The sequence below is a fragment of the Leifsonia aquatica H1aii genome (assembly GCF_000633535.1).
In the GTDB taxonomy this organism is placed as follows: Bacteria; Actinomycetota; Actinomycetes; order Actinomycetales; family Microbacteriaceae; genus Leifsonia; species Leifsonia aquatica_A.
This window is the reverse complement of sequence record NZ_AYMR01000076.1, coordinates 1-825: the sequence shown is the minus strand read 5'-3', so window position 1 is coordinate 825 and position 825 is coordinate 1. Positions and strand designations below refer to the sequence as shown.

Here is an 825-nt window from a genome sequence, read left to right as displayed (position 1 = left end):
GACGGGGGGTGTGGGGGTGGTGCTCATGGTCTTCGGCTTCCAGGATAGGCGAATCGGAGCGCCAGCTCGCCCGCGCGCACGCGCAGACCGGTCTCCATCGAGACGGATCGAAGGGCGCTGAGATACGGGACGAGTTCGCGCCGCACCTCGCGTCGCCGCTGGGCCACGCGAGCCGACAGGACGAACGCGGGATGCTCCGGCTCCGAGACGGCGATCCGCAGGCTCGACGCGTCGAAGCCGGGCAATTCGGTGACGGAAGCGACGAGCGCGGTCACGATCGCCCTCTGCTCGTCGGTGAGGGCCCGATCGAGCCGGTCCGGATCGTGCACACGATCGAGCACCGTCGACGACGCGGTCGCCTCGCGTTGGCCGAGCGCAGAGGAGGATGCCTGCTGGGCGAGCGCCAGCCGGACCGTCTCCTCGAGCCACGTGCGCTCGACCGAGGACACCGCCAGTGCACGCAGTCCCGAGGCGAGCTCGGCCGCCCGCTCGCGGTCCGCCGCGGTGATCACGCCTCGCGAGACGAGCCCGATCAGGAAGGGCACGGTCTCGTCGAAGGCGGCGGCGCTCTCCTGCGCGACCTGCCGCTGAGCAGTCTCGCGCAGCTCCCCTTCCAGTCGCACCTGCCCCGCTCGCGCGACCTCCCGCCAGCGGAGCGTCTCCCCCGTCATCGTCCAGGCATACCCGGCGCCGCCCGCCGCCAGCGCGAGCACGGGCGTGGCCGCCACCGTGGCGTAGACGATCGAACCGGTGTGGATGACGAGCGAGCCGGCCTGCAGAGCGGCGAGGACCCCGACCACGAGCGCCCCCGCGACGGCGGCGGCG

The 825-nt window shown here is 73.0% G+C and carries 1 pseudogene; it reads right to left on the bottom strand.

The features are described from left to right. Positions 1–23: 23 nt before the first annotated feature. A pseudogene (locus tag U870_RS0122240) lies at positions 24–825 on the bottom strand (hypothetical protein); the annotation flags it as partial.